General features: G+C 63.1%; 16 protein-coding genes. 5 read left to right on the plus strand and 11 right to left on the minus strand.

The annotated features are described in order from the left end of the window. Positions 1-15: 15 nt before the first annotated feature. Both BRA1417_RS0102850 and BRA1417_RS0102855 read right to left on the minus strand, forming a co-directional pair. A complete protein-coding gene (locus tag BRA1417_RS0102850) occupies positions 16-1,521 on the minus strand; it encodes a glycosyltransferase family 2 protein (RefSeq protein WP_027514522.1) in 1,506 nt (501 codons plus the stop codon). A gap of 49 nt (positions 1,522-1,570) precedes the next feature. After that, positions 1,571-2,341 carry a helix-turn-helix transcriptional regulator gene (locus BRA1417_RS0102855; RefSeq protein ID WP_027514523.1) on the minus strand — a complete coding sequence of 257 codons (771 nt, stop codon included), beginning with the start codon at positions 2,339-2,341 and terminating at the stop codon, positions 1,571-1,573. A gap of 183 nt (positions 2,342-2,524) precedes the next feature. Between BRA1417_RS0102855 and BRA1417_RS0102860 the strand changes: the two genes are divergently transcribed. From BRA1417_RS0102860 to BRA1417_RS0102880, 5 genes are all read left to right on the plus strand, one after another. Continuing rightward, positions 2,525-4,786: a marine proteobacterial sortase target protein gene (locus BRA1417_RS0102860; protein WP_027514524.1), complete on the plus strand. Its 2,262-nt coding sequence runs from the start codon at positions 2,525-2,527 to the stop codon at positions 4,784-4,786. A gap of 130 nt (positions 4,787-4,916) precedes the next feature. Beyond that, a complete protein-coding gene (locus BRA1417_RS0102865) occupies positions 4,917-5,486 on the plus strand; it encodes a class GN sortase (protein WP_027514525.1) in 570 nt (189 codons plus the stop codon). A 151-nt stretch (positions 5,487-5,637) separates the two neighbouring features. Continuing rightward, a complete protein-coding gene (locus BRA1417_RS0102870; RefSeq protein ID WP_027514526.1) occupies positions 5,638-6,618 on the plus strand; it encodes a glycosyltransferase family 2 protein in 981 nt (326 codons plus the stop codon). Positions 6,619-6,777: 159 nt separating this feature from the next. Continuing rightward, positions 6,778-8,997, plus strand: a complete 2,220-nt coding sequence (locus BRA1417_RS0102875; protein WP_027514527.1) for an acetate--CoA ligase family protein — start codon at positions 6,778-6,780, stop codon at positions 8,995-8,997. A 147-nt stretch (positions 8,998-9,144) separates the two neighbouring features. After that, positions 9,145-9,975: an MlaD family protein gene (locus BRA1417_RS0102880; protein ID WP_027514528.1), complete on the plus strand. Its 831-nt coding sequence runs from the start codon at positions 9,145-9,147 to the stop codon at positions 9,973-9,975. Between the two features lie 3 nt (positions 9,976-9,978). On the opposite strand, the gene BRA1417_RS0102885 is transcribed toward BRA1417_RS0102880, so the two are convergent. From BRA1417_RS0102885 to urtA, 9 genes are all read right to left on the minus strand, one after another. Beyond that, complete coding sequence (locus tag BRA1417_RS0102885; RefSeq protein ID WP_027514529.1) at positions 9,979-13,095, minus strand: autotransporter domain-containing protein; 3,117 nt, start codon at positions 13,093-13,095, stop codon at positions 9,979-9,981. Between the two features lie 304 nt (positions 13,096-13,399). Continuing rightward, positions 13,400-14,440, minus strand: coding sequence for an aliphatic amidase (locus tag BRA1417_RS0102890; RefSeq protein ID WP_027514530.1), 1,041 nt, complete (start codon positions 14,438-14,440; stop codon positions 13,400-13,402). 38 nt (positions 14,441-14,478) lie between these two features. Then, positions 14,479-14,841, minus strand: a complete 363-nt coding sequence (locus BRA1417_RS0102895) for a zinc ribbon domain-containing protein (RefSeq protein ID WP_027514531.1) — start codon at positions 14,839-14,841, stop codon at positions 14,479-14,481. A gap of 193 nt (positions 14,842-15,034) precedes the next feature. Then, entirely contained in the window at positions 15,035-16,264 is a 1,230-nt protein-coding gene (gene fmdA / locus BRA1417_RS0102900) for a formamidase (protein ID WP_007598072.1), read from the minus strand. A gap of 27 nt (positions 16,265-16,291) precedes the next feature. Beyond that, positions 16,292-16,981, minus strand: coding sequence for an urea ABC transporter ATP-binding subunit UrtE (urtE, locus tag BRA1417_RS0102905; RefSeq protein WP_027514532.1), 690 nt, complete (start codon positions 16,979-16,981; stop codon positions 16,292-16,294). A gap of 11 nt (positions 16,982-16,992) precedes the next feature. Then, positions 16,993-17,748 (minus strand): urea ABC transporter ATP-binding protein UrtD, encoded by a 756-nt coding sequence (gene urtD / locus BRA1417_RS0102910; RefSeq protein WP_027514533.1) that lies wholly within the window; start codon positions 17,746-17,748, stop codon positions 16,993-16,995. 10 nt (positions 17,749-17,758) lie between these two features. Continuing rightward, positions 17,759-18,898, minus strand: coding sequence for an urea ABC transporter permease subunit UrtC (gene urtC / locus BRA1417_RS0102915; protein WP_027514534.1), 1,140 nt, complete (start codon positions 18,896-18,898; stop codon positions 17,759-17,761). Between the two features lie 17 nt (positions 18,899-18,915). After that, a complete protein-coding gene (urtB, locus tag BRA1417_RS0102920) occupies positions 18,916-19,842 on the minus strand; it encodes an urea ABC transporter permease subunit UrtB (protein ID WP_018455942.1) in 927 nt (308 codons plus the stop codon). Positions 19,843-19,990: 148 nt separating this feature from the next. Next, a complete protein-coding gene (gene urtA / locus BRA1417_RS0102925; RefSeq protein ID WP_018455941.1) occupies positions 19,991-21,250 on the minus strand; it encodes an urea ABC transporter substrate-binding protein in 1,260 nt (419 codons plus the stop codon). Between the last annotated feature and the right edge of the window lie 115 nt (positions 21,251-21,365).

Genomic DNA, 21,365 nt, shown 5'->3' on the forward strand with positions numbered 1-21,365 from the left:
AGGACGCTATTCTTTTCAAGCGAGCGACGACACTATTCCCGCGCTTTCGACCTCGATCATGTCCTGGCCGACATCGATCGCCGCGATCGGCAGGCCGAGACGACGCGAATCGCCGACGCCCCTGAACACGGGGCATGCCCAGGCGAGGGTGGCGATGCCTGACGGCGGCAGATCGAGGCTCAGTGTGTAGCTGTCATAACCGGTCACGACCGCTTCGGGGGCGACGGCCGTGCCGTCGACATAGAACCGCGTGTCGATCGTATCCAGCGGCGCGCGAAGTGCGGGGCTTCGAACGCGGACGATGGTGCGGCCAGGCATCCCCTTGATGCGCACGGCGGCCTCCGGTTCGCTCCAGCGGAAAGAGTGACCGGCGGAGAACTCCTCGGCATGGAATCCGATCTGCGCGATGACGTTCTCACCAAGAAGGCCGCCGGCAGACAGCGCATCTCGCCCGAGACGATGAATGCAATCGAGTCTCTGATACCGGATCAGCGCGGCGATGTATCGCGGCATCCATCGCGCGATCGCCTCGCTCGATCCGACGGCCGTCAGAACGACCAGCACGGCCCGCGCGTACCATGCCCCCAGCCGCGCGAAGCCGCGCACGTCGAGACCGCCGAGCAGCGCCGGTACGGCCCAACGCCATAACGCCAGCCATTTCTCGCCATGCTGTCCCCCGCCGCCGCCAGCGAGGCTGTAGCGCAGGAGCGCGTTCAGTGCATTGCGGGCGAGCGACGTGCCGGCCTCACTCCGCGAGCTCCACTCGATCGGAACGTCGAGCAGCTCGCTGCCAGGATCGTTGCGGGCCTCGCTCAAATAGCGAATCTCGCCTTGCACGAAGTCGAGCGTGAATTGCTTCAGCTCGTCGATCTCGCCGACGTAGTAGTGATGGAAGCGCGCCTCCTCGAGATAGCCGATGGAATAGCCTCTCGCGTGATAGGCGGCAGCAAGCACCCATTCGGCGAAATGACCGAGCTCCTCGCGCAGGCCGCCGCATTCCCAATAGACGTCGCGCCGCGTCACGAAACACTGATCCAGCACCTTGCGCCAGGGATGCTGCTTCATACCGAACTCGATGTCGGCCTGGTACATGGCGGCCTCTGCCACGGATAACCGGTTATGGCAGATCGGGATCGAACGGCAGGAAAAGCCGGCCCAATCGGGATGAGCATCGATCGCGCGAATGCAGACTTCGATCACGTCGGGTTCGGGCCGGCAGTGCGATTCCGTGAAGAACAGATAGCTGCCGCACGCCTTGGTCGCGCCGAATGCGCAGAGCCCGATGTCGTGTTCGGAATCGGTGAATTCGAGGCGAGCCCTGTTGCCGGCCAGCGCCTTCAACTGCTCGCGTGCCGTGAAATCCGGCGGCACGACCAGAATGATCTCGTAGAGCGATTTGTCGGCAGTCTGCGACGTCCAGCCGAGCCAGGACATCTCCCACTGCCCGCGGTGAGATTCGAGCGGGATAATGATTGAGAACAGCGGAGATTCGCCGTCGTCGCGTGCGGGCGCGTCCTGCATGTCCTCCTTATAGACGCATGCTGCGTCATTCCGGATAATTTCTTGCGGACTATACCGACAGAAACAGAGCGAACGATTCTTCCACCGTTCGGCGCAGATGCTTTTGGTACAGTTCATGGTTGGCATCGCCGGGCGCGACCCGACCCAGCGAGGGCTTCGCGAAGTTTCGGAGCGGCACATAGGCGATCGGCGCTGCGATCGGCGTCAGCTGCGAGCCGGGGCCGGCGCGGAGCGTCGAGATGATCCCGTACATCTCGCCGGCGACCGTCGGCCGCGACACTGTGATCACGCGATGCTGGCCGTGCTTGATGATGACGAGATAGATGAAGCCGGACTGATGCGGCACGGCGACCTCGCCGGTGTGTTCATAGGCGGCATCGGTCCGCTCGCCCTCGCGGAACACCAGTGAAGAGACTTTCGGCTCCCAGACGATCTCGGTGCGGTAGGCGAAGATCGCGTCCTTGTCGCCGAACGACGGGCGCAGCGTGACGTAGACGTCCTCGAGCCAGGTCACCGCGCGATGTGCATAGGAGCCGAGGCTGTCGGGCGCGACATCGTTTGCGGCCGGCGGCGCCACCACGGCGGCGCTTCTGCGCAGGGAGACGCCCAGCGCCTGCTCCAGCCGCACCGTGGTCGCCAGCGTGAACGGCCGTCGGCCGCCGAGCACCTTCTCCAGCGTCGACAGGCTGAGCTTGGCTTGCTCAGCCAGCGCCTGCCGGGAGATCCGGCGCCTGGCGAGCTCCTCACGGATGGTCTCCGCAATCTCGCGGCTCTGCTCGTCCGACAGCTGCTTGTCGGTGAATTTGTCCTGCGTCTGCATCGTGGCCCTGCTCCAGGACGACATCCTAGCAGGGCGGACAAACCAGCACAAAACCGCACTTGGCCATCTCGGAGGCGGCCGGCCGGGCCGGCCGTGGCGGAACATTGCCGATCATTCTGCTCGCGAAACCGCGCCGTGCCGGCGGATGCTCGGGGCCAGCCAACATCCTCGGGAGCAGGCCAAATGGATACCTACGACATGACGGACAGCAACGAACACCCTTGGCTGGGCAGACTCATCGTGGTCGGACTGTTCCTTCTGGCGCAGGGCATCGCGGTGATGCTGGTCGCCTTCGTGGCCCTGCTGGTGAGCTTGGAGCCGGGCTGGTCGGCGACGACGGAGCAGGCCAGCCTGCTTCAGCCCGGCGATGCCAAATCCGGGTCTCTTCTCCTCAAGGAGGACGGCGCCTACACGGAAGCGATCCGCCTCGGCGTCGACGTCGACATCACGGTATCAGGCCCGACGCTCCGTGCCCGGGTCACCCAGATCTTCCGCAATCCGACCAAGGACTGGGTCGAGGCGACCTATGTCTATCCGCTCCCCGCCGGCGGTGCCGTCGATTCGCTGAAGATGGTGGTCGGCAACCGCGTCATCGTCGGCGACATCAAGGAGCGGCAGCAGGCGCGCGTGATCTACGAAGAGGCGCGCCGGGCCGGCCAGAAGGCCGCGCTCACCGAACAGGAGCGGCCGAACATCTTCACCAACTCGGTCGCCAATATCGGTCCCGGCGAAACCGTGCTGGTGCAGATCGAATATCAGGAGCCGGTGCATCAATCCGGCAACGAATATTCGCTGCGCCTGCCGCTGGTGGTCGGACCGCGCTACAATCCGGCGCCGATCGTCCAGAGCGTCGATTTCCGCAACGACGGTTCCGGCTGGGGCGCGACGAATTCGGACCCGGTGCCGGACCGCGACCGCATCTCGTCGCCCGTGCTGGATCCTGCCATGAATGCGCCGGTCAACCCGACCAGCATCACGGTGCGCCTGAACGCCGGCTTTGCGCTCGGCGAGGTCAAGAGCCCCCACCACAACGTCAAGGTCGAGAGCCCGGACAATACGACGCGAATCGTCACGCTTGCCGACGGTGCCGTGCCTGCCGACCGCGATTTCGAGCTGACCTGGAAGCCGGCCGCCGTGAAGGCGCCCTCGGTCGGTTTGTTCCGCGAGCGCGTCGGCGACACCGATTATCTGCTCGCCTTCGTCACCCCGCCCGCCGCCGAGCAGGCGATGCAGAAGCCACGGCCGCGCGAGGTGATATTCGTGATCGACAATTCCGGCTCGATGGGCGGCACGTCGATTGTTCAGGCCAAGGCGAGCCTCACCTACGCCCTTTCCCGTCTCCAGCCGACCGACCGTTTCAACGTCATCCGCTTCGACGACACCATGGACGTGCTGTTTCCGGCCTCCGTGGCGGCGGATGCCGAGCGTGTCGGTGAAGCGACCGCGTTCGTCAGCGCGCTGCAGGCGCGTGGCGGCACCGAGATGGTGCCGGCGATGCGGGCCGCGCTGACCGACAAACTCAGCGACGCCAGCATGGTTCGCCAGGTCGTATTCCTGACCGATGGTGCGATCGGCAACGAGCAGCAATTGTTCGAAACGATCACGGCGATGCGCGGCCGCTCGCGCGTGTTCATGGTCGGCATCGGCTCGGCGCCCAACACCTATCTGATGACGCGCGCCGCTGAGCTCGGCCGCGGTGCCTTCACCCATATCGGCTCCGTCGAGCAGGTCGAGGAGCGCATGCGCGGCCTGTTTGCCAAGCTCGAGAACCCGGCCGTGACCGGCCTGAGCGCAAAGTTCTCCGAAGCCAAGGCCGACGTCACACCGACGATCATTCCCGACGTCTATCGTGACGAGCCGCTGGTGCTCGCGGCAAAGCTCGACACGCTGGCGGGCTCGGTCGAGATCAAGGGCCGCGTCGGCGACCGCCCATGGTCGGTGACGCTGCCGCTGCAAAATGCGGCCGAAGGCAAAGGCCTGTCGAAGCTTTGGGCCAAGCGCAAGATCGATGATGCCGAAGTGGCGCGCACCCTGCGCGAGATGACGCCCGAAGACTCCGACAAAGCGATCCTGGCACTGGCACTCGACCATCAGATCGTCACCCGGCTCACCAGCCTCGTCGCGGTCGACAAGACGCCGAGCCGTCCCGAAGGCGAGCCGCTCAAGCCCAGCGAATTGCCGATCAACCTGCCGGCCGGTTGGGATTTCGCGAAGGTCTTTGGCGAACGACAGCAAGTCCCGGCGCAGCTCCGCGAGCGTCACGCCGATGCACGCAACCAGCCGGCCACGAGGCGGCCGACGCCCGCTGCACCGGATGCGATCCGCCTGCCCAAAACCGCGACCTCGGCAGAGCTGAAAATGACCGCAGGCCTGATCCTGATCGTACTCGCCCTGATCCTGTTCGTGTTCAACCGGCGTCAGACCTTGCTCACTGACGCCGCTTGAGAGAGGAGCCCCCCGAACTCCTCTGTTAGCGCGCGCGGCTGCCCGTCCCACACCAACGGCCGCGCGCGCCTTTTTGAACACGCCCTCTCAAATTCGTCATTCCGCTCCTCGCAATGACGGGAACTAGCAAATGCCCCGCCTCATCTCTCCCCTGGCTCTCGCCCTGATCGGCATCATCCTGTTCGGCGACGGCGCCTACATCCATGCCAAAGCGTGGCTCGCGCAGGTGCTGCTGGAGCGCGCGTTCGACCGGAGCATTGCGACGGGCGAGGTGGTCAGGCCATGGTCATGGGCCGATACCTGGCCGGTCGCGCGGATCGAGGTGAGGCGGATCGGCGCCAGCGCGATCGTGCTGGAAGGCGCGAGCGGCCAGGCGCTCGCTTTCGGGCCCGGCCATATCCGCCAAACGGCCGACGCGGGCGAGCGTGGTGTTGCCGTATATGCAGCGCACCGCGACACTCATTTCCGCTTCCTGCGGAATGTCGCCATTGGTGACCTGATCGATGTCACACGCAGTGATGGCAAGCACTTTCGTTTTCGCGCGGATTCTTCCGCTGTGGTTCGATTCGATGCCTCGGGGATCGATCCTGCGGCACGGGCAGCCGAACTCGTGCTCGCGACCTGCTGGCCGTTCGACGCCGTCGTGTCCGGCCCCGAGCGCTACATCCTGCATGCCACCCTGATCCGAACCGATGAATAGCGGTTCGCAATCGATCCCCACCCCCTCTTGAATCCGCCCGGCCTGTAGGGACAATCCCGCATGATGGAACCCGTGAACCGGGGCCGTCGGCCGGAGACCTATCAGAACGGCCCATTGAGCATTTTCGCTGCAATTTGCGAGAAGAACGGTGATGGATGAGGAGTTCAGGCAGCGTCTCGAGCAGCTCGAAAACCGCGTCGCGCTCCTGGAGAGGAACCAGGATCTTATCGCCTCGGGGCAAAGACGCTCCTCGCTTCGGAGCCTCTGGCGCCGACCGCCGATGTGGACCTTCGAGCAATATCCGCCGCGCCTGCTCAACCTGACGGCTTTCCCGCCAGCACCTGCGATCCATTCGGGCGCGCCACGAATCGCGATGGTCACGCCGAGCTACAACCATGCGCAATATCTCGGCGCCACGATCGACAGCATCGTCAGCCAGAACTATCCGGACCTGTATTATCACGTGCAGGACGGCGCCTCGATCGACGGCACGCTCGATCTCCTGAAGAGCCGCCGCGATAGCCTGAGCTGGAGCAGCGAACCGGACAAGGGGCAATCCAGCGCGATCAATCTCGGCTTCGCCGGCATCGAGAGCGAGATCATGGCCTATCTCAACAGCGACGATATCCTGCTGCCCGGAACACTTGCCTATGTCGCAAATTACTTCATCGCACATCCGCGTGTCGACGTCGTCTACGGCCATCGCGTCTTCATCGATCGCGAGGGACTCGAGGTGGGCCGCGCCGTGCTGCCGCCCCATGACGGCAAGGCGTTGCGATATGCCGACTACATTCCCCAAGAGACGATGTTCTGGCGCAAGCGCGTGTGGGACAGGATCGGGCCGATCGACGAGAGCTTACACTACGCGATGGACTGGGACTTCATTCTTCGCGCGCAAGCCGCGGGATTCAAATTCGCACGCTTGCCGCGATTTCTCGCCTGCTTCCGAATCCATGACGCACAAAAGACGGCATCCACCTATGCGGTCGGCGTCAGGGAGATGGGCGTCCTGCGGCGACGCATTCTCGGCTTCGAACCGACACAGATGCAGATCCGGCGCGCCATCGCTCCTTATCTGGCGAAGCAGCTGGCCTATCACTACGCCTACAAACTCGGCATGCTGAGATACTGAACGACCGCGCGAGCAGTGATCCGAAGATGTCGATCACCAGGGCTCGATGCGTGCTCATTCCATCGCACGGCATACCCGCCCACGTGGTTGCCAGTCCGAAGAACTCGCCATAGAACAGAGTGACGCACCGCCAACAAGAACAACAGGTGAGGTCACACCATGGAAGCTCGCGTATCTGCCGCCTCCGCTTCATCGCGCCCATGGTCTCCGCCGCCCGATGCCAGCGGCATCGTCAAGGGCATCCACGCCATGCTGCATCCGCGCAACATCGTGCTGGTGGGCGCGACCGACAAGCCCGGCAACTATGCCGAGCGCATCTGGAACAATCTGGTCAAATACGGCTACGAGGGCGGGCTCTATCCGGTCAATGCCAAGCGCGACACCATCTGGGGTGTCCCCTGCTACAAGGACTTTACAAGCCTCCCGGAGAAGCCCGACCACGTGCTGGTGCTGGTGCCGGCGCGCTTTGCCGTGCAGGTGATCCGCGATGCCGCCGCGGCCGGCGCGCGCTCGGCCACCATCGTCACCTCGGGCTTCAGCGAGTTGCAGGACGAGGAAAGCCAGAAGCTCGCCGCCGAGCTGCAAGCGGCCGTGCGCGAGACGGGACTGGCGGTCACCGGCCCGAACTGCCTCGGCAATTTGAGTGCCGGCGAAAAGCTCTTCACCAATATCGACGACCGTATCGTCACCATGGAACAGGGCGCGGTGGCGATTGCCGGACAATCCGGTGCCATCGTCATGGCGATCCGCCAGGCTTTGGAAGATCGCGGCGTCGGGGTCGGCTACATGGTGACGACCGGCAACGAGGCCGGGCTCGAGACGCCGGACCTGATGCGTTATTTTGCCGAGGATCCGAGCATCAAGGTGATCGTGGTCTACCTCGAAGGCGTGCGCAACACCAAGGCATTCCGGGACGCCTGCAAGGCGGCGCGCGCCGCGAGCAAACCGGTGATCGCGCTCAAGCTGGGAGCGTCCGAGGGTGGCCGCGCGGCGGCGATGGCACACACCGGCGCGCTCGCGGGCTCGATCGAGACATTCGACGCCATCGCAACGCGCGAAGGGGTCATCAGGGTCGGCGGGCTCGACGAACTGATCGAGACCACCGAATGCTTCGTCCACGCCGCTGTGCCCAAGGGCGACCGGCTCGCAGCGGTGACGCTATCCGGCGGCAAGCGCGGCATGCTGATCGACGCGTTCGATGCAGAGGGCCTGAATTTTGCACCACTCAGCTCGCATGTCGGCTCGGAACTGGCAAAGATGCTCGGGCCGGGCTCGATCGTCGGCAACCCGCTCGACGCTGGCTTTGCCGCGGTGGTCGATCCTTCCGTCTACATGAAAACGATCGGGCTCATGATCGACGACCCGGATATCGACATCGTCATCATCGATGCCGAGCTGCCGAAAGCGCCGCACGAGTTGCGCGAGCGCAATCTGCGCATCGTTGACGAGATGGCGAGCCGGGCCGGCAAGCCGGTGATCTATATCAGCGCGATGTCGATCGGCTTCACCGAATTCACCAAGACCTTGCGCAAGTCGCTGCCGCATCTTGCGGTCATGCAGGGCATGGATCGCGCGGTGACTGCGATCAAGTCGCTGCTCGACTACGCCAAGCTGCGCAAGGAAGTGCCCGATATCGTCTCGAGCTCGAAGCCTGCCGCGCGTGCCGTGCTGGAGAAGGCGCTGAAATCGGCAACCGGCGCCGCGCTCGACGAGGTCGCCTCCAAGAAGCTGCTGAAGGCCTATGGCATCCCGATCTCGAAGGAGGCAATCGCACAGACGGCAGCCGAGGCCGTGAAGATCGCCAAGCAGATCGGCTTCCCGGTCGTGGCCAAGGTCGTCAGTGCCGAGATCCTGCACAAATCAGACATCGGCGGCGTGGTGCTGAATCTCAGCAACCCGGCCGAGGTGAAAAAAGCGTTCGCCGACATCACCGCGCGGGTGAACAAGCTGAAGGGCAAGCCGAAGCTCGACGGCATCCTGATCGCGCAACAGGTCAAGGCCGATCTGGAGCTCGTGGTCGGCGCCTCCCTCGATGCCGAGATGGGTCCGGTCGTGCTGTTCGGCACCGGCGGCATCGACATCGAGCTGATGAAGGACGTCGCGCTCGCCGGTGCGCCGCTGGACGAGGCCGAAGCTCGGCTCCTGATCGGCCGCACCAAGGCCGGTATCAAGATGCGCGGCTATCGGGGCAAGCCAGCCTTGCACGAGGCCTCCGCGGTGAAGGCGCTGGTCGGCCTCTCCAACCTGATCGCGGATGCCGGCGACCGGATCGCCTCGATCGATGTCAATCCGTTCCTGATCAATGCCAAAACAGGCGTCGCCGTCGATGCCCTGATCGTGCTGAACAATGCTGCGGCAAAACGCGCTGCCGGGCATTGATGTCGCGTAGGGCGAATTGGCGCAGCGTAATCCGCCAAATCGGTCCATGGCAGCACGAGACGTTGGCGGGTTACGCTTCGCTAACCCGCCCTACGTACCATTGCAGCTCCTTCCAACTTCCCTCGTTTGGCCGTAAAATCACCCCGCATGGCACGCGCGAGCAATCTGGTGATCGGAACGGCGACGCTGGCGGTGATCGCCGTGGCGTTCGGCGGCGTGCTCGGCGTGCAGAAATGGCGCACTCTCCAGAGCCGCAGCCAATTGCGCGTGGTGTTCGAGGGCGGCTCCGCCAGCGGATTGCGTCGCGGCGGGCCGGTCAATTTCGACGGTGTTCCCGCGGGACAGATCCTGTCGATCAAGCTGGACAATCCGCGCAAGGTCGTGGCGTTGGTGATGCTGGACAATACCGCGCCAATCCGCAAGGACACCGTCGCGGGCATCGAGTTCCAGGGCCTCACCGGCGTCGCCGCGGTCTCGCTGATCGGCGGCGCACCCTCCGCGCCGCCAGTGCCGCTCGACTCGGACGGCATTCCCGTGCTGACCGCCGATCTCAGCGACGCCGAATCGATTGTCGACACCCTGCATAGTGTCGACCGCACCATCGTCAGCAACGCCCCGGCGATCAAGGAGGGCCTGCGCACGTTCGAGACCTACACCGCCGATCTCCGGAGCAAGGGCGGCGAAATCGATTCCGTCATGGCCAAGGTCGATAGCGCCTTCGCGGGCTTCGACAAGGCGGTCACAAAGATCGAAGGCGTCGTGCCCGGCTTTGCCGACGGCAAGGCGGATGAGCTGTTCGAAAAGATCCAGGGCTTGCACGAGCTCGCCGACACCATGAGGAAGAAATCGGCGAACTTCCTCGAAGACATCCGTCGCTCGCTGCTCGACGTCAGCGAGGCCGCCAACAAGATGAGCGGAACACCCACACCGGCCGCCGCTCCGCGACCGCCGCGCAAGCCGGCGCAGCAGAAGCGGTAGCGCCTACCACGCGTAGCGGACGACGCCCTTGCCGGCGTAAGAGCGGGTGACGTTCGAGAACTCCCCCTCGAAAGTCGCCGACGCAGACCAGCCGTTCATCCAGCTCATCTGCACCGCCGCTGTGGTCAGCGCGGAATCGTGCGCCTGGGCGGCGCCGTTCACCACGAACGCCGATCCCGGCAACGTCTGGAAGACCGCACCGACGGTGCGATCCGGATTGTAGTCATGCGCCCAGGCGACGCGGCCGCGCAGGGTCATCAGGCCGCCGGCTGCAGCAAATGACTTGTCCGCGCGCAGGCCGAGCTCGGTGCGGGTGCTAGTCACGTCCTTGGCGGCATAATTCAGCGCAAAGACGTTGCTGCCGACCACAGCGAACTCCGAATAGCTCGGAAGGCTGAATACGGTGGCCTGGAGTGCCGCATAGGGCGTGAGGCCGATCCACTGCGAGGCATAGCGATAGCCGCCCTCGATACGGCCCGAGAGCGCGTTGGCGTTGAACTGCGCACGCAACTGATCGACGCCGGCGGCGGTGACGATGCGGTTGGTCGTGACGTCCTGCCAACCATAGGCCAGCGCGGCCGTTATGTAGGCCGGCCCCGCCGTATGACGCACGAAGGCGCCGGCCTGGAACAGGTCGGAGCGGCCCCAGCCGAGTCCGTTGACGTTGAAGCCGGTTGCCCCGCCCGCAAGCGCAAAGCCGGCGATCGTGGACGGCGAGAAGCGGTAGTCAAGGCCGACGGCGGTGCCGTAGACGCTGCTGCTGGCGTTGTTGGAGCCGAGGCCCGCACTGCCACCGGTGGTCTGCGAACCACCATAGCCGGCAGCCCACACGTCCCAGCGTTGTTCGAAACTCGCCGGCGGCGCCTTGCGATGGATTGAGGCAAGAGCGTCGCGTGCGCCCTTGCCGGTCGCGGCATACGCATTCGCGCTCGTCTCGTCGGCGAAGGGCGTCGCACCCGGCGTCCCGCCACGCTCCGAGCCAAACACGTCGGTGAGCAGGCCGAGGAACAGGTTCATCGCGTTGAAAGTCGTCTGCTGCGTACCCGTCGCCGACTCGCCCGAGGCCTGTGTCAGCCCTGTCGGCGAGAGATTCGCGAGAGCCACGGGAAGGCTGCCGGTTCGGTTGAAGACGCTCGTCAGGGCGTTGGCGACATTCTGCTGATTGACGTTGAGACCTGTACCGTAGTTTAGCGAGAGATCCAGAAAGACGTTGTTGGGATCGTAGCTGAGGCTGGCCTTCAGGTTCGAAGACAGACCCGCGACGGCCGGATCGAATTTGTCGGGAAGCGTCGCCGAAGTCAGGATCGTGTAGTGCTTCGCGATCGAGCCGGTCGGGACGACTGTAACCGTGGCCCCATTGAGCGTGGAGGTCCCGGTGACGACAGCGATGCCGTTGCTCGTACCTGAGACCTGCACCAGGTACGTCGACGCCGCCGTGAAGGTGAGATCGCCGTTCACGTTGAGCACTCCGGTCGGGTTGCCCGGCGACAGCGTGCCACCATTGACGTTGATCGTGTTGACGCTGCCGACGCCGCCGAATGTGCCGCCGGTCGCGACGCTTACATTGCCATTGATGGTGCCGACCAGCATGAGCGTGCCGCCCAGCACATTCCAGTCCTGATTACCCGTGCCGGTCACGGTCCAGTTCGAATTGTCGACCTTGTTGAAGGTCGAGAAGCCGTCATACTGAAGAAGCGGACCGATCAGGTCGAGGTTGAACGTGTCCTTGCCGATGCCTCCGAGCTGGAAGGTGTCGACGCCGGTGCCGAGCACCAGGCCGTTGATGATGCTGCCGGGTCCTAGCGTCAGCGTGTTGGGGCCGCAGACACAAAACTCGATTGCAGCGATTCCGGCCGCAGCGTTGATTGTCCCGGAGTTGAAGACGTTGGCCCCGCCGCTCACGCTGATGCCGACGCCGCCAGCACCGACGGTAATGGTTCCGGTATTGACAACCTGATTGGTCGTTGTGAACGAGCTCACGTCGATGCCCAAGCCGGAATCGCCGACGGTGATCGTACCGCTGTTGATGATGGTGTTGGAATCACCGAGGGCTACGATGCCCTCGGCGAAATCGGCCCCTGTGATCCGTCCATTGTTGCTGATCGTGGAGGACAGGCCCGTAAACGCGATGCCCGCACCGCCCAGACCCACGCTGATCATCCCGTTTTGGTTGATCGTGGCCCGATTGCCCTGCACCGCAATGCCGGCGGATGTGCCGTCGCCCGACTTGATTGAACCACTATTGGTCACCTTGGCGTCATCACCGAACAAGGCGATGCCGACACCAAAGTCGCTGGCCAAGATGGCGCCGAAATTGCTGACGGTTTGAAAACTACCCTGCATAAAGATGCCAGCGGCATTCTGCCCGACCGAAATCGTGCCGGTGGCGGCGTTGGTGACCGTGTTGTTATCCATGATCGCAACGATGCCGCCGGAGAAGCCGGAGGAATCGCCGACCTTGATCGCGCCTGCATTGGTCACGGTCGTGCCACCGAACGAAGTGTAAATCCCGATTGAATCATCGAGGCCGGTGATCGTGCCCATCGCGGCGTTGGTGATCGTGTTGCTCTGGACCGCGAAGATGCCGGCTCCCGACGCGCCGATGGACAGTGCACCGCTGTTGCTAACGCTATTGTTGCTTCCTACCGAGATCGCGCTGCCGTGGTCGCCGGTGGTGACGGTCCCGGCATTGATAATGATGTTGTGATCGAGCGCGGAGATACCGAGGCCGTTATCAAGCACCGTGATGGCGCCGTTGTTGGTCACGGCGTTCGAATTGCCGCCATTGATGCCGGTGAGGCCCGAGCCCGCCGTCACCGTGCCGTTGTTGGTGATGACGTTGGTGTCATTGACGTTGATCGCCGCCGTGCCGTTATCGTTGACGGTAGCGCCAGTCAGCACGTTTACGGTCAGATTGGTGACGCCGCCGCCTGCCGCAAAGCCGTCGGCATCGGTGCCGCTACAGGTGACGGTTTGCCCGCTTGCCGCCGGGTCCGGCGCGCAGTCCGCCTGCGCAGGTATCGCCGATAGGCCGAGGCTGAGAACGACCACCACGACAGATGACGCGACGGCGGCAAGGCGCAGCCCACTCCGACCAGCCGCCTGCGGCCCAAATTCCACTTGATGCCCCCAGTCCAGCGCTCCCCAGCGGCGCCGCCGGCAAACTAGGCCGCCAGGCCCCTCCGTGGAACTACGGAATCGGCGGAATCGCTAGGTGGCAGCAAAACCGGACTGATTCAGGTGACCATGTTGCACCAGAGGCACGCTTTTCCGGAGCAGCCTGGTCGATCCACGACGTCTGCGTGTGCGGTTCGGTCGCAGTATTGACCGTCGTTCATATCAACGACTGATCATCCGGGGCGGCGTCCCGTCCCAACGGGAGCGAGCGGCACGCCTTCACATACACACCGGTTTGGGCAACGGCTCAGTAGTTGCTCGGCGCCGCTTCATTCGGGATGCCGTCGATCGGGCATTCGGCGGTCCCGGGCGTCGCGCGCGTCATCGCCTCGACCATGTCCCTTGTGCCCTCGGGATCGGCGATCCAGTTCTTGTAGAAATCATAGGGGCAGGCCGCGACGCCGCGCGGGCTTTCGCCGGAATTGATCATGCCGGTGTAGCCGCGATGGACCAGCTTGTAGAGATGGTTCTGCGATTGGCCGTTGCGGCGCGCATCGCGGATCAGATGCTTCGACAACTGGGCATATTGGATGCCGTAGTCCTCCTCGCCGCACTCGCCGAGGGTGCGGCCGTCGAAGCCGATGATCGCGGAGTGACCGAAATAGGAATAGACGCCGTCAAAGCCGGCAGCGTTGGCGACCGCGACATAGACGTTGTTGGCCCACGCCATCGCCTTTGAAATCAGGATCTGCTGCTCCTTGGCCGGATACATGTAGCCTTGGCAGCGCACGATCAGCTCGGCGCCCTTCATGGCGCAGTCGCGCCAGATCTCCGGGAAGTTGCCGTCGTCGCAGATGATCAGGCTGACCTTCATCCCTTTCGGGCCGTCGGAAACATAGGTGCAATTGCCGGGATACCAGCCCTCGATCGGCACCCACGGCATGATCTTGCGGTACTTCTGCACGATCTCACCCTTGTCGTTCATCAGGATCAGGGTGTTGTAGGGCGCCTTGTGCGGATGCTCCTCGTGACGTTCGCCCGTGAGCGAGAACACGCCCCACACCTTGGCCTTGCGGCAAGCCTCCGCAAAAATCGCGGTCTCTTCACCGGGGACCGCGCAAGCGGTCTCATACATCTCCTTGGAATCGTACATGATGCCCTGGGTGGAGTATTCCGGGAAAATCACCAGATCCATGCCGGGAAGACCGGTCTTCATGCCCACCACCATGTCGGCGATCTTGCGGGCGTTGTCGAGCACCTCGGCCTTGGTGTGCAGGCGGGGCATCTTGTAGTTGACCACCGCGACGCCGACGGTGTCGTTGCTGCTGGAGATGTCACCGTGAAGCATTGGATGTTCCTCTACCCTGTTTGAGATTGCCGCGTGAATCAGTGACTGATCATCCAAGGCCGCGCGGTCGGAAAACCCTTCGCGCCGCTCCTGGTCTTGGTCACCAGCCGCGCCGGCTTTTTCTTGTCCGATGGGCTTTTTCCCGTGGAGCAGCAGCCGCAACCGGGACCGTGCGAGGCCTTGTATTGCGCAAGCGTCTGCGGCGCGTGGGTGCTGCGCTCGTTGACGGCGTGAGCCTTGCGCGTCTCCGACGGCATGCAGAAGAAGTTCGGGGCGGTCAGAATGACGCGCGGCGCCATGATTTCACATTGCGGACAGACCTGCGGATCGTCGCATTCGGCCATCGGGCGCATATCCTTGAACGGACCGCAATCGTCACAGAGATATTCATAGACCGGCATCTTGTGTCCCTTTGCGTTTAGTGACGACGGAGCGTCAGCTTCACCTCGACCCGCTTGCGGGGAGAGGTCGGAACGCATCGCAAGATGCGTTCCGGGTGAGGGGGAGTCTCCGCAAACTCACTGCTACCGTTCGCGCGGAGACAGCCCCTCACGCCAACCCTCTCCCCGTAAGAACGGGGAGAGGGAGGTGGCGTCATTTGTCCGGCGAGATCGGCATCTGGATATCGCCCTTGATGTGCTTGATAGGTCCTGCCGAGGACGGCATCACGTCGAAGTCGAAAATCTCCGTCGGCAGCCATAATGTGGCGCAGGCATTCGGTACGTCGACCACGCCGGAGATGTGGCCCTGAACCGGTGCGGTGCCAAGGATCGAATAGGCCTGGGCGCCGGAATAGCCGAACTTCTTGAGGTACTCGATCGCATTCAGGCAGGCCTGGCGATAGGCGATGGTGACGTCGAGATAGTGCTGCTTGCCAGCCTCGTCGACCGAGATGCCTTCGAAGATCAGATAGTCCTTGTAGTTCGGTGTGATCGGCGATGGCTTGAAGATCGGATTCTTGACGCCGTACTTCGCCATGCCGTCCTTGATGACCTCGACCTTCAGATGCAGCCAGCCGGCCATCTCGATCGCGCCGCAGAAGGTGATCTCGCCGTCGCCCTGGCTGAAGTGGAGATCGCCCATCGAGAGACCGGCACCTGGCACGTAGACCGGGAAGTAGATCTTCGAGCCGCGCGAAAGATCCTTGATGTCGCAATTGCCGCCATGTTCGCGCGGCGGCACGGTGCGCGCGCCTTCCGCGCCGATCTTGTCCTTGACCTCGCCCTTGGCGCGGCCGCCATGAGCCGTCGGCGCGAACGGCGGATTGGCAAGGCCGGGCACGCGGGTCGGATTGGTCGCGATCAGCTCGGCCTCGCGCTTGTTCCAGGTGTCCAGCATCTTCGGATCGGGCAGACAGCCGATCAGGCCGGGATGGATCAGGCCGGCGAAGTTGACGCCGGGGATGTGCCGCGACGAGGTGTAGAGGCCCTTGATGTCCCAGATCGACTTCTGCGCCAGCGGGAAATGGTCGGTGAGGAAGCCACCGCCGTTCTGCTTGGAGAAGAAGCCGTTGAAGCCCCACATGCTCTCCTTCATCGGACCGACGTCGAGCAGGTCGACGACGAGGAGGTCGCCGGGCTCGGCGCCCTTGACGCCGATCGGGCCGGAGAGGAAGTGCACGATCGACAGATCGATGTCGCGCACGTCGTCGGCGGAATCGTTGTTCTTGATGAAGCCGCCGGTCCAGTCATAGGTCTCTATGATGAAATCGTCGCCGGGATTGACCCAGGCTACGATCGGAATGTCGGGGTGCCAGCGGTTATGCACCATGTCGTTTTCATAGGCCGACTTGGTAAGATCGACCTTGATCAGTGTCTCTGGCATCGAGAGGCTCCCCTTTTACACGGTTGGTTAGACGGACAGATATTTCGAGACCTGCGCGGCATCGACGGCGTCGCGCGGATCGTCGCGGACGATTTCGCCGTTCTCGATCACCAGCACACGGTCGGCGATATCGAGAGCGAAGCTCAGGACCTGCTCGGACACGACGATCGAAAGCCCCTTCTCGTCGCGGATGCGCTTGAGCGTGCGCGCCATCTCCTTGATGATCGACGGCTGGATACCTTCGGTCGGCTCGTCCAGCAGCAGCACTTTTGGCTTGGTCGCCAGCGCGCGCGCGATCGCGAGCTGTTGCTGCTGGCCGCCGGAGAGATTGCCGCCCCGGCGATCCTTCATCTCCAGCAGCACCGGAAACAGTTCGTAGATGTCGCCGGGCACCTCGGTTCCGCCGGAGACCACGAGGCCGGTCTCGATGTTCTCCTTCACCGTCATGGTCGAGAAGATCATGCGGCCCTGCGGCACATAGGCGAGGCCCTTGGCCACCCGCTCATAGCTCGGCAGGCTGCCGAGCTCGGCGCCGTCCATGGTCACCGAGCCGCTCTTCGCCGGCAGGATGCCCATCAGCGACTTCATCAGCGTGGTCTTGCCCATGCCGTTGCGGCCCATGATCGCCACGATCTCGTTAGGCGCGACCTTGACGTTAAGACCGTGCAGCACCTCGCTCTGGCCGTAGGCGACGTGAAGATCAGAAATAGCCAGCATCGTCGTGCTCCTTAGTGACCCAGATAGACTTCGACGACCTTGGGGTCGTTCTTCACCTTCTCCATGGTTCCTTCAGAGAGGATCTGGCCCTGGTGAAGCACGGTGACCTTGTGCGCGATGTCCTCGACGAACTTCATGTCGTGCTCGATGACGAGCACCGAGCGGTTCTTGATGATGCGGTTGAGCAGCTCGGCCGTCTTGGCGCGCTCGGACACGCTCATGCCGGCGACGGGCTCGTCGAGCATCAGCAGGTCCGGGTCCTGAATCAGCAGCATGCCGATCTCGAGCCATTGCTTCTGGCCATGACTAAGCTCGGATGCATAGGTGTTGAGCTTGTCCTTGAGGAAGATCATCTCGGCGACCTCTCCGACGCGTGACCTCACCGGCTGGTCACGCTGGAAAGTAAGTGAGCCGAATACGGTACGGCCGCGCGGAAACGAGATCTCGAGATTCTCGAACACGGTGAGGTCTTCGAACACCGACGGCGTCTGGAACTTGCGACCGACGCCGGCCTTGACGATCTCGTTCTCCTTCAGCTTGGTCAGCTCGGTGCCGCGAAACTGGATCGAGCCTTCGGTCGCCTTGGTCTTGCCGCAGATCAGGTCGAGCACCGTGGTCTTGCCAGCGCCGTTCGGCCCGATGATGACGCGGATCTCGTTCTCCTCGACGTAAAACGAGAGATCGTTGACCGCCTTGAAGCCGTCGAAGGAAACCGTCAATCCGGAGACCGCGAGCAGGAATTCCTTCGGCTGATGTCCAACAAGCATGATGGTCTCCTCACTCTGCGGGTGCGCCGTCGGCAACCGAATTGTCGCTCCAGCCCGGCTTCTTGCGCGAGGCAAACAGGCGGTCGATGCGCGGCTGCACATAGTCGGCCCAGAGCCCCGACAGGCCGTTCGGGAAAGCGAGCACGACCGCGATGAACAGCGCGCCGAGACCGAACAGCCAGAGTTGCGGGAAGGATTCCGACAGGCTGGTCTTGGCGAAGTTCACCAGAATGGCCCCCCATATCGCGCCGAAGATCGACATCCGTCCGCCGACCGCGGTGTAGATCACCATCTCGATCGACGGCACGATGCCGACAAAGGATGGCGACATGAAACCGACATTGAGCGCGAACATGGCCCCGCCGATCGCGGCGAAAACCGCGGCCATACAGAACGCAAAGATCTTGAAGTTGGCGACGCTGTAGCCGGAGAAGCGGACGCGGTCCTCCTGTTCGCGCATAGCCACGAGGATGCGGCCGAGTTTGGTCAGGCGGATGAACTGCGCGATGCCGATGCAGGCGAACAGCAGTACCACTTCGACGAAGTACAGGATGACCTTGGCGTGGTCGGGCCGGATGTCCCAACCCTTGAGGGTGCGCAGGTCGGTCATGCCGTTGATGCCGCCGGTGTAGCCCTGCTGGCCCACGATCAGGATGGTGAGGATGGCCGCCACCGCCTGGGTGATGATGGCAAAGTAGGTGCCGCCCACGCGGCGCTTGAACATCGCAGTGCCGATGATCAGCGCGAAGATGCCGGGGACCAGGATGATGGCGAGGATGGTGAAGGTGAGACTGTGAAACGGCTGCCAGAACAGTGGCAGTGACGTGATCTGATTCCAGTCCATGAAGTCCGGGATGCCTGGCGTCGACTGGATCTTGGTATTCTCGACGCTGGAGGCCTCCAGCTTGAGGAACATCGCCATGCAATAGCCGCCGAGGCCGAAGAACACGCCTTGCCCCAGACTGAGAATGCCGCCGTAGCCCCAGCACAGCACGAGACCGAGCGCGACGAAGGCGTAGGTCAGATATTTCGCGACGAGGTTGAGACGGAACACATCCAGCGAGAGCGGCAGGATCACGAACAACACAGCGGCCAGCACGAGGAAGCCCGTGAGCTCGGATCGATTGAAGAAGCGTGAGTTGATGACCATGACTTGCCTGCTTCTTGTTATTTGCGGACCTTGAGGGCGAAGAGACCCTGCGGCCGCAGCATCAGGATTCCGACAACGGCAAGCAGCGTCAGCACCTTGGCCATCGAGCCCGACAGGAAGAACTCGAGGGTTGATTGGGTCTGCGAGATCGAGAAGGCAGATGCGATGGTGCCGAGCAGGCTTGCCGCGCCCCCGAACACGACCACGAGGAACGTATCGACGATGTAGAGCTGTCCGGAGGTCGGCCCGGTCGAGCCGATCATCGTGAAGGCGCTCCCGGCGACACCGGCAATGCCGCAGCCGAGGCCGAAAGTGTAGCGATCCACCTTTTCGGTGTTGATGCCGACGGCTCCGGCCATGATGCGGTTCTGCACGACGGCGCGCACCTGCCGACCCCAGCGCGATTTGTACATCACGTAGGCGACGCCCACGGTGATCAGGACGGTGAGGCACATCACGAACACGCCGTTGATCGGCACTTCGATGCTGTCGGTCACGTGCAGCGAGCCAAGCATCCATTGCGGCAGCTCGACGCCGACCTCGCGCGCGCCGAACACGGAGCGATAGGCCTGTTGCAGGATCAGGCTGAGGCCCCAAGTCGCGAGCAGCGTGTCGAGCGGGCGCTTGTAGAGATGCCGTATCAGCACCCATTCCACCAGCATCCCCAGCGCACCGGATGCGACAAAGGCCAGGATCATCGCGAGGAAGAAATAGCCGCTGAACAGGCTCGGCAAATAGGACTGGAAGAAGCTCGAGGTCATCCAGGTGACGTAGGCCCCGAGAATCATGAACTCGCCATGGGCCATGTTGATGACGCCCATCTGGCCGAAGATGATCGCAAGTCCCAGCGCCATCAGGACGTAGACGGAGAACAGGATCAGTCCTGCAAAGCCCTGCATGACGAAGATGGAGCCAAGGTCACCAAGCGAGTAGTCGCCGAACATCGATGTCCTCCGTCGGGAAAGGGTCCCGCGTCGCGAGCAGGTTCGCGACGCGGGGGTCTTGGGCGTGGATTTGCGGTCCACGCCAGGGAGAGGTTTTGTCTGAAAGGGAAACGGCGACGAACGCCGTGCCTTACTGGTGGCTCTCGCCTTACTGGTAGCCCTTGGGGAACGGATCCGGCTCGACCAGATCGGCGGTTTCGTAGATCAGTTCGAACTGGCCATCGAGCTTGGCGCGTCCCACCCGGGTCTTCGACCAAAGGTGATGATTTTCGTGGATGCGCACATAGCCTTCCGGAGCGCCCTTGAACTCGATGCCTGGCGATGCCGCCGCGATCTTGTCGATGTCGAAGGAGCCCGCCTTCTCCACCGTCAACTTCCACAGCCACGGGCCGAGATAGGCAGCCTGGGTGACGTCTCCGATCACGGTCTTCTCGCCCCACATCTTCTTGAACGCCGGGACGAAGGTCTTGTTGTTAGGATTGTCGAGCGACTGGAAGTACTTCATGCAGGCATAGGCGCCCGCGATATTCTCGCCGCCGATGCCGTCGATCTCGTCTTCGGTCACCGAGATCGTCAGCAGCGCCTGCTTGGAGAGGTCGATGCCGGCGGCCTTGAGCTGCTTGTAGAACGCGACGTTCGAGCCGCCGACGACGTCGGTGAAGATCACGTCGGGCTTGGTCAGCTTGATCTTGTTGATGACCGAATTGAACTGGGTGTTGCCGAGTGGATAATATTCTTCGCCGACCACCTTGCCCTTCAGCACGTTCTCGACATGCTTGCGCGCGATCTTGTTCGAGGTGCGCGGCCAGATGTAGTCAGAGCCGATGAAGAAGAACGACTTCGCGCCCTTCTCCTTGGCGATCCAGTTCAGGCCGGCGAGGATCTGCTGAGTGGCTTCCTGGCCGGTATAGATCACGTTCTTGGACTGCTCGAGACCTTCGTAGAAGGTCGGGTAATAGAGCATGCCGTTGTACTGCTCCATGACGGGCAGCACGGCCTTGCGGGACGCCGAGGTCCAGCAGCCCATGATCGCCGCAACCTTGTCGTTGACCAGCAATTTCTTGGCCTTTTCGGCAAAGGTCGGCCAGTCGCTGGCGCCGTCTTCCTGGATGAACTTGATCTTGCGCCCGAGCACGCCGCCCATGGCATTGATCTGCTCGATGGCGAGCTTTTCGGCTTCGATCGAGCCGGTCTCGGAGATCGCCATGGTGCCTGTCGCCGAATGCAGAATGCCGACCGTCACCTCGGTGTCGGTAACCGCGAGGCCCGTGGTATTGACCGCCGAGGTCGCCGGGGCCTGCGCAAAAGATGCTCGCGGCAGCATGGTAATGGCTGGCACAGCCGCCATTCCCATCAATAATTTGCGCCGGAGCGGCGATAACAGGCCCTTGTTCGCTTCGTCTGACATGAGCACCCCACTGTTGTTCGAGGACACGCGATTGGTGCCGTGAGGATGGCTCGAATTTGTGCACTGCAAGCATACGCAAGATCGCGTATACTGCACCGCAAAATGACGACGTAGG

Origin of the sequence: Bradyrhizobium sp. WSM1417, assembly GCF_000515415.1 — a bacterium.
In the GTDB taxonomy this organism is placed as follows: domain Bacteria; phylum Pseudomonadota; class Alphaproteobacteria; order Rhizobiales; family Xanthobacteraceae; genus Bradyrhizobium.